General features: G+C 73.9%; 9 protein-coding genes. 2 read left to right on the plus strand and 7 right to left on the minus strand.

Translation table 11 applies throughout. The features are described from left to right. Positions 1-135 precede the first annotated feature (135 nt). From fmt to ON36_RS15840, 3 genes are all read right to left on the minus strand, one after another. Positions 136-1,059: a methionyl-tRNA formyltransferase gene (gene fmt, locus ON36_RS15830; protein ID WP_043653489.1), complete on the minus strand. Its 924-nt coding sequence runs from the start codon at positions 1,057-1,059 to the stop codon at positions 136-138. Then, positions 1,059-1,604 (minus strand): peptide deformylase, encoded by a 546-nt coding sequence (def, locus tag ON36_RS15835; protein WP_043653492.1) that lies wholly within the window; start codon positions 1,602-1,604, stop codon positions 1,059-1,061. The genes fmt and def overlap by 1 nt, the downstream gene beginning before the upstream one ends. An 82-nt stretch (positions 1,605-1,686) precedes the next feature. After that, complete coding sequence (locus ON36_RS15840; RefSeq protein ID WP_052314037.1) at positions 1,687-2,706, minus strand: esterase/lipase family protein; 1,020 nt, start codon at positions 2,704-2,706, stop codon at positions 1,687-1,689. A gap of 6 nt (positions 2,707-2,712) precedes the next feature. Between ON36_RS15840 and ON36_RS15845 the strand changes: the two genes are divergently transcribed. Then, a complete protein-coding gene (locus ON36_RS15845; protein ID WP_157224888.1) occupies positions 2,713-3,003 on the plus strand; it encodes a hypothetical protein in 291 nt (96 codons plus the stop codon). A 103-nt stretch (positions 3,004-3,106) separates the two neighbouring features. Here ON36_RS15845 and ON36_RS15850 read toward each other — a convergent pair whose 3' ends face one another. Both ON36_RS15850 and ON36_RS15855 read right to left on the minus strand, forming a co-directional pair. Next, positions 3,107-3,778 carry a PadR family transcriptional regulator gene (locus ON36_RS15850; protein WP_043653496.1) on the minus strand — a complete coding sequence of 224 codons (672 nt, stop codon included), beginning with the start codon at positions 3,776-3,778 and terminating at the stop codon, positions 3,107-3,109. Between the two features lie 189 nt (positions 3,779-3,967). Beyond that, positions 3,968-4,552 (minus strand): TetR/AcrR family transcriptional regulator, encoded by a 585-nt coding sequence (locus tag ON36_RS15855; protein WP_043653498.1) that lies wholly within the window; start codon positions 4,550-4,552, stop codon positions 3,968-3,970. Positions 4,553-4,626: 74 nt separating this feature from the next. Here ON36_RS15855 and ON36_RS15860 point away from each other — a divergent pair, with 74 nt between their 5' ends. Continuing rightward, a complete protein-coding gene (locus ON36_RS15860; protein WP_043653501.1) occupies positions 4,627-5,472 on the plus strand; it encodes an SDR family oxidoreductase in 846 nt (281 codons plus the stop codon). Between the two features lie 50 nt (positions 5,473-5,522). Here ON36_RS15860 and ON36_RS15865 read toward each other — a convergent pair whose 3' ends face one another. Together ON36_RS15865 and ON36_RS15870 are read right to left on the minus strand one after the other, a co-directional pair. Continuing rightward, the gene (locus ON36_RS15865) at positions 5,523-6,020 is read right to left on the minus strand and encodes a hypothetical protein (RefSeq protein WP_043653504.1); all 498 of its coding nucleotides are present in this window, start codon (positions 6,018-6,020) and stop codon (positions 5,523-5,525) included. Positions 6,021-6,747: 727 nt separating this feature from the next. Beyond that, positions 6,748-7,578 (minus strand): hypothetical protein (locus tag ON36_RS15870; protein WP_043653507.1); only part of this gene is annotated, 831 nt, incomplete at its 5' end.

Below are 7,578 nucleotides of genomic sequence, written 5' to 3' on the forward strand. Positions count from 1 at the left end.
AGCGGTCGCGGCGGGCGGCCCAGCCGCCGTCCACGTCGCTGTTGTCGTCTCCCTTGCCGCCGCCGCGCTGTTTGGCGGCGCGGGCGGCCCAGCCGCCGTCGACGGTCTTGGGGTCGATCTTGCGCCGGTCGGGGGTCATCGCAGCACCGTGCCTTCCGCGAGGCGCGCGCCGCGGGCCCAGTCGAGTGCGTTCATCATCTTCTTGCCGGGCGGCTGGAGCTGCCCGAGGCGGACGGCGGTGGTCGCCGTGCCGACGAGCACGCCGGACTTGCGGACCTCGATCAGACCCTCGGGCAGGGTGTCCTCGACCATCTCCACGGGGCCCAGTTTCAGTCGCGCGCCGTCGAGTTCGGCCCAGGCGCCGGGGGCCGGGGTGACCGCGCGGATGCGGCGGTGCACGGCGAGGGCGGGCAGGTCGAACCGGATGCGCGCGGCCTCGACGGTGATCTTGGGGGCGTAGGACACCCCCTCGGTGGGCTGCGGAACCGCCTGCAGCGTCCCGTCCTCGACGCCGTCGAGGGTCTGCTCGAGCAGCGCCGCGCCGCCGTCGGCGAGGCGCCCGAGCAGGTCGCCCGCGGTGTCGGTGAGGCGGATCTTCTCGGTCATCATCCCGTAGACCGGGCCGGTGTCCAGGCCCGCCTCGATCAGGAAGGTGGACGCGCCGGTGATCTCGTCCCCGGCGTCGACGGCGGCCTGCACCGGCGCCGCCCCGCGCCAGGCGGGCAGCAGGGAGAAGTGCAGATTGATCCAGCCGAAGCGGGGGATGTCGAGCGCGGCCTGCGGGAGCAGCGCGCCGTAGGCGACGACCGGGCAGCAGTCGGGCGCGAGTTCGCGCAACCGGTCGAGGAATTCGGGTTCCGACGGCTTGCGGGGCGTGAGCACGGGGATGCCGTGCTCGTCGGCGAGGGCGGCCACCGGGGACCGCAGCAGTTTGCGGCCACGGCCCGCGACCGCGTCGGGCCGGGTCAGGACCGCGACGACCTCGTGCCGCTCGCTCTCGATGAACCGGCGCAGCGAGGGCACCGCGGGTTCGGGGGTGCCCGCGAAGACGACCCGCATCAGCGACCACCCTCCGCGCCCGCGCCGGAGGACTCGCGCACGGTGATACCGCGCGAGAACCAGTCCGATTCCCGCACGGTGCGCATCGCCGCCTTGCGGTCGGCCGGGTCGAGGCGGTCGAGGAACAGGATGCCGTCGAGGTGGTCGGTCTCGTGCTGGGCGCAGCGCGAGAGCAGGTCGGTGGCCTCGAACGCGACCGGCGCGCCCGTGACGTCGACACCGCTGACCCGCACGCGCAGCGCGCGCACCACGTCGTGCCGCACGCCGGGGATCGACAGGCAACCCTCCGGGCCCACCTGCTCGTCCTCGCCGATCGCCTCGACGACCGGGTTCACCACGTGCCCCGCGGCGTCGCCGGTGTCGTAGACGAACACCCGCAGCCCGACCCCGATCTGCGGCGCGGCCATCCCGACGCCGCCGTCGTCGTGCATGGTCTCGGTGAGGTCGGTGACGAGCTGGGCCAGCTCCGGCCCGAACTCGGTGACCTCGTCGGCTCGGGAACGCAGGATCGGATCGCCGAACAGGCGAACGGGCTGAATGGTCACGGCGGCGGCTCCCGGATGGCACGAATTTTGCGGTCGTCCCATTCTAGGGACGCCGCCCGCCGGGCCAGGACCGCCTCCGAGCTCAGGAGTTGCCCGCGATGATCACCTGCGGGATCCCGGTGCCGAGCGCGACCGGCGCGCACACCGGCGCGGGCGCGTGGGCGGGGTCGAGGATCTGCAGCAGCAGCGCCTGGACGTACGGGTCGTAGACGAGGTGGAAGTGCCCTGTCTGGTCGGCCGGGCACAGGTCCTGCAGCACGAGGTTCTCCGCGCCCGCCCCGTGCAGGGCGATGTTCTCGAACGGCTGGATCATCTCGTCGACGCGGCTGCCGACGGTGACGTAGCGGACACCGGGCACCGTGTCGCCCTCGGCGTTGAGCTCGACCATGAGCGGGGCGCCCTGCGCCTGCTGGACCGCCGCCACCGAGGTGACCTGCGCGAACACGTCCATCAGGCCCGGTACCTGCTGCGCCACCGGCACCAGCCCGTACATGACCCCGCCGTAACTGGGCGAGGCGAGCCCGACCCACGTCCCGGTGCGCGCGGCGCCGCCGAGCTTGTTGACGTAGAACCGGCTCACGGTCGCGCCCTGCGAGAAGCCGACCAGGTCGACCTTCTCGGCGCCGGTGGCCGCCAGCACCTGGTCGACGAAACCGGCGAGCTGATGGAAGCTGACCCGCATGTCCTCGGTGCCGTAGGTGTCGGCGCCCGGCTTGCCGCCGTAGTTCAGCGCGAACACGCACAGCCCGGCGTCGACGAGCTGGGGCCCGATGGCGGCGTAGTCGGAGTAGGCGCTCGAGTCGGTGCCGTGAACCAGGACGACCGGGCGCGGGTGCGCGGCGTCGGGCACGCACCCGAAGTCGTTGACGCCCTGGGGAACCGCGCCCGGGTGCGCCTGGATGTAGCGGGCCGCGGCGAGGTGATCACTCTGCGGTGGGCCGTAGGCGGCGGGGATCTCGGCGGGCCGGTACCCCGGCGGTTCCGCGCCCGCGCCGGGCGCGACCAGCGCCCCGAGTGCCAGCGCACCCGCACCCAGCACAGCGGCGACTCCCCGACGCCACTGTGAACACTCCCGATCCGACACACCCCGCGGCTGTTCCATACCCCAATGATCTACCCGATGCGCGGCGTTGTCGCAGCGTGGAACGGGGTTGTGACCCGCCCGCAATTCCTGGGGGTTGCCGTGACCCGCCGGATACGCCGAGAGCCCCGTGCCGCCGCGGCCGGGCTCGCCGAACCGGCCCCCTCGCCGGCCATCGGCCTCGGCCTGCCGCAGGAGCACGTTCCGGTCGGACCCTACCGGTACACCCGCCCCGCCGACGGCTCCGGGCTCCCCGAATCGGGCCCCGCCGCAACCTGTTACGTCGCCGCGCCGCCCGGTTCCGCGGCCAGCGGCTGACCGGCACCGTCGCCGACGACACGGTCGCCACGCCCGCCGCCCAGGTGGCAACCGGATCGCTGAATCCGGTTGCCACCCTTGCGGTATCCCCCGCGCACACCGGTCACTCGGTCGGCTCGACGTCGTCCTCGGCCAGGATCCGGTACAGCGAGCGACGGGTCTCGGTGAGCACCTCGGCGGCCTTGGCGGCCTGCTCCGGGGTACCGACGGCGGCGACCTGACCGACCGCGCCCATCACCTGACCGACCAGTCCGCGCAGGTCGAGCGCCTGGGTGCCGATGTCCTCGCGGACGTCGGCCCACGGGTCGCCCAGCTCGTCCTTGTGCTCGGCGACGTAGCTCCTGCCCTCGTCGGTGAGCTGGGCGGTCTTGCGGCCCGCCACCTTCTCGATGAGCACGAGGCCCTCGTCCTCGAGCTGCGCGAGGGCGGGGTAGATCGAGCCGGGGCTCGGACGCCACACGTCCTCGCTGCGCTCGCGGATCTGCTGGATCAGCTCGTAGCCGTGCATCGGGCGCTCGGCGAGCAGCAGCAGGACCGCCGCCCGCACGTCGCCGCGCCTGCCACGGCCGCCGCGGCCCCGGCCGCGCCCGAATCCCGGACCGAAACCGGGCCCGAAGCCGGGACCGAAGCCCGGCCCGAACTCCGGACCGTGCCCGTGTCCGTGCCGACCGCGCCGGAACTGGCGGGCCTCCCGGCCGAACTCGGGGCCGCCGGGCCCGCCCGGGCCGCGTCCCCGGCCGAAGCGGCCGAATTCTCGTTCGTCTGCGTTACGCATGACAGCCTCCTTGGTGGCTCTCGTTGTTTTCGTTGACGCTATCGACGATATATCGGCAATGCATCGCGCGCAAGGCCCCGTTCTCTGTGCGCTCACTCACGCCACGGCGCCGCCACAGACGACGACGCGCCCGGCACCCACGCGGAGCGGGGTGACGAGCGCGTCGGATCGAACCGGCGGCGACGCGGATCAGCCGGCGAGCGCGCGCACCCACTCCCCGAGCCGCTCCCCCTCGACACGCATCAGCTCAGGATCGCGAAAGGCGTTGGTGAGCACGGAGATCCCCTGATACGCCGCGATGAACGCCACCGCGAGCCGGTCCGCGTCGTCGCGGCCGAGTTCGGCGAACTGGGTCGCGGCCCAGTCGACGAGGCGGCGCAGCACCGTCGCGGCCTCCGCGTCGGTGCCGTCGGCGCGTTTGTCGAGTTCCGCAGCCAGCGACCCGAACGGGCAGCCGAACCGCGCGGCCATCTCCCGCTGGTCCACCCACCCGCCGATCATGGCCTCGAGCCGCTCGGCGGGCCCGGGCAGTGTCGCGAGCTCGGCGATCAGTGCGTCGAGCCGCTGGGCGTGCGCGTCGATGACGGCCCGCACGAACTGCTCCTTGGTCTTGAAGTAGTAGTACACGTTGCCGACCGGCACGTCGGCCTCGCGGGCGATGTCGGCGATGGTCGTGCGCTCCACGCCCTGCTCGTAGAACACGCGCACGGCCGCGTCCACGAGGCGTTCCCGCTTCCCGGACCGGGATTTCGGCGCCACCACTGAGTCAGTCATGCAACTAACTATAGACAGGCGAGCTATCGCGCAGTAGGGTCGTTTTCAGTCAGCCCACTAACTAAGGAGTTCTCATGATCGTCGTCACCGGAGCCACCGGCAACATCGGCCGCACCCTGGTCGACACCCTCGCCCGCGACGGGCAGCGGGTCCGCGCCGTCTCCCGGGGCGCCCGCGCGACCGAGCTGCCCGCCGGGGTCACCCATGTCGCCGCCGATCTCGGCGACCCGGAGGCGTTCGCGGCCGCCGTCGAGGGTGCCGACGCCCTGTTCCTGCTGATCACCGGCGAGCAGCTCGTCGCGGGCCCCGACCCCGACCAGGTCCTGAAGACCGTGGCCGCGGCGGGCGTGCGCCGGGTGGTGTTCGTGTCCTCGCAGGCCGCCGTCACCCGGCCCGGGTCCGCCGGTTACGCGCGCACGCTCGCGTTCGAGGCGGCCCTCCCGGATTCGGGGCTCGAATGGACGGTGCTGCGGCCCGGCGGGTTCTTCTCCAACACCTTCGCCTGGATCGAGCCGGTGCGCACCGCGCGCACGATCGCCGCGCCCTTCGCCGACACGGCCCTCCCCTCCGTCGATCCCGCCGACATCGCCGCCGTCGCGGCCGCCGCGCTGACCGGCGACGGCCACGACGGCAAGGTCTACACCCTGACCGGCCCGGCCCTGATCACCCCGCGCGCCCAGGCCGCGGCGCTCGCGGCCGCGCTCGACCTCGAGATCGGGTTCGTGGAACTCGACCGCGAGGAGGCGAAGCGGAACATGCTGCGGTTCATGCCGCCGGAGGTCGCCGAGCACACCCTCGACATCCTCGGCGAGCCCCTGCCGGAGGAGCTGCGGATCAGCGGCGACATCGAGGCCGTCCTCGGCAGGCCCGCCGGGACCTACGCCGAATGGGCACTGCGCCACCGCGCGCTCTACCTGTGAGGCGAGCCGTGGGAGGAAGGCGCCGCGCGCGGGGCGCCTTCACCGCGCGGTCAGCGCACGAAGCAGTAGGACAGGGGCGGATTCCGGAAGGTCACCGCCACCGCCTTCGCCGTCGGCACCCGCAGGCCGCAGACCTGGGGGTCGTTGCGATCGATCCGGGTGTCGACGCGGTACGCGCCCGCCGTGCCGCAGGCGACTTTGCGCAGCTTGTACAGGTGCGCGTACTGCGCCTCGGCGTCGTTCACGCACTCACCGACCCGGGCGTTGATCTGAGCGCAGTCGTGATAGCGGGTACGGCCGACCCCGCGACGGCCGTACTCCCGGCCGTAGGCGGGATCCGCGCAGGCGGACTTCGACTTCACCGCGATCAGGCGCAGCACGGCCTCCGAATCGGTACACGCCCGTCGCTGGAAGGCCATCGACGATCGCCGTCCGGTCTTGTCCTGGCTGAAGAAGCCGCAGTCACCCGCCTGCCGCGGCGGACCGTCCGACCCGCAGGCGGTGAGCAGCGAACCCGCCCCCACCAGCACGAACAACGCCACCACCACCCGGCACACCTCGGGGGACACCGATCTCCGGCTACCTCGCGACATGGATGCCACCCTGCCACAACCGATCCCCGCCCTCACACCGTCCGGCGGCCGGGGGTCTGGTGCCGCGCGCTCGTGTATTCGCCCGGAGTCTCCCGGGATTCGATCGCCGCGGCGATCTCGGCATCGGTGAACCGCCACCCGGCGGGGACCGACGGGCCTGTCCGGCACGCCCGCCGCGACCGTCCCAGGGGTGGACAGCACGGCGTTGCCCCGTAGGTGATCCGACGGTCACCGATCCCACCGACCGCGCGCGCCGGCGACACGGTCCCGTCATCGCCGAGGAAGCGGTGCGCCCCCGAACCTCCCGGCCGAGTCCACCGGCACGTCCAGCCCGGAGGTAGCCGCCGAGTTCGGCGCCGCCGGGAGCCGGGGCGTCCGGCACGAATCCGTGGCCGAGGGGGTGCCGGAGGCCGCCACCGCGAGCCGGTGCTTCTGCGGGCGACGGCCTCTTCGGCGGCAGCGGCCCGGTCACCTGCGCGGCCCGGACACCTGCGCGGGGCGGTCACCTGCGCGGGGCGGCGGCTGCCGAGCGGGCGTCGACGGCCCGGGGTGTCGGGCGGCCGAGGTGGACACGGCCCGGGGTGCCGGGCGGCCGAGGTGGACACGGCCCGGGGTGCCGCGCGGCCGAGGTGGGCACACCCCGCGCGCCGGGCCGGGCGACGGAAGCCCGTGCGCGCCGGTGTCAGCCGATGTCGACGGGGTCGATCTGCACGCGCAGCGGGTCGTCGTTGCGGTGCGCGCTCAGCACGGATTGGGCGGTCGTCAGGGCTGCGGCCAGCGCGCCGCCCTGACCACGCGGCACGCGGATGAGCATGCGCTCCACCTCGGCGGGAGAATCCCCGGAGAACGGTTTGCGCGCGGTGAAGGGCAACGGGACCGGCCCGAGGACGTCGGCGCCCGCGGGAAGCGGTGCGGCGCCGAGGAGTTCGCCGATGGAGCCGGTGGTGCCGTCCACGACGGCGAGGCGGATGGCGGGCGGGAAGCCGACCTCGGTGCGGGCCGCGAGTTCGGCGCGGGCGTGATGGACCGGGTCCCAGCGGACCAGGGCCTGCACGGTGGGCAGGGAGGGCTCGGCCATCACCACGACCTGCCCCTTCGCCCGGACCAGGGCGGCGGCGGCCATCCACCGGCGCAGGGTGTCCTCGGCCGCGCGCAGGTCGGCCCGGCCGAGCAGGGCCCAGCCGTCGAGCAGCAGCGCGACGCCGTAGCCGCCGGGCACCGGCGGTTCGGCGCCGACGGTGGCCACCACGACCTGCGGGCCGGGCTCGACGGAATCGAGGATCTCGCTCCCGCCCGACCCCCGAATGGGCACGCCGGGGAAGGCGCGGCCCAGTTCCTCGGCGGTGCGGGCCGCACCGATGACCACCGCGCGCAGGGCACGCGAGCCGCAGGCCTGGCAGCGGAACGCGGCCTCGGTGATGCCGCACCAGCGGCAGTGCGGGCTCGCGGCCTCGCCGCCGCGCCCCTCGGGCAGGGCCAGGGGGCCGTTGCAGTGCCTGCAGCGCGCCGAGGT

The organism is Nocardia thailandica NBRC 100428 (assembly GCF_000308795.1).
GTDB classification, from domain to species: Bacteria; Actinomycetota; Actinomycetes; order Mycobacteriales; family Mycobacteriaceae; genus Nocardia; species Nocardia thailandica.

Excerpts from the sequence above, each read along its gene's own strand:
- ON36_RS15855 (WP_043653498.1), bottom strand. The coding sequence starts at position 4,552 with ATGACTGACTCAGTGGTGGCGCCGAAATCCCGGTCCGGGAAGCGGGAA.
- fmt (WP_043653489.1), bottom strand. The coding sequence starts at position 1,059 with ATGCGGGTCGTCTTCGCGGGCACCCCCGAACCCGCGGTGCCCTCGCTG.
- ON36_RS15845 (WP_157224888.1), top strand. The coding sequence starts at position 2,713 with ATGATCTACCCGATGCGCGGCGTTGTCGCAGCGTGGAACGGGGTTGTG.
- ON36_RS15850 (WP_043653496.1), bottom strand. The coding sequence starts at position 3,778 with ATGCGTAACGCAGACGAACGAGAATTCGGCCGCTTCGGCCGGGGACGC.
- ON36_RS15840 (WP_052314037.1), bottom strand. The coding sequence starts at position 2,706 with ATGGAACAGCCGCGGGGTGTGTCGGATCGGGAGTGTTCACAGTGGCGT.
- ON36_RS15860 (WP_043653501.1), top strand. The coding sequence starts at position 4,627 with ATGATCGTCGTCACCGGAGCCACCGGCAACATCGGCCGCACCCTGGTC.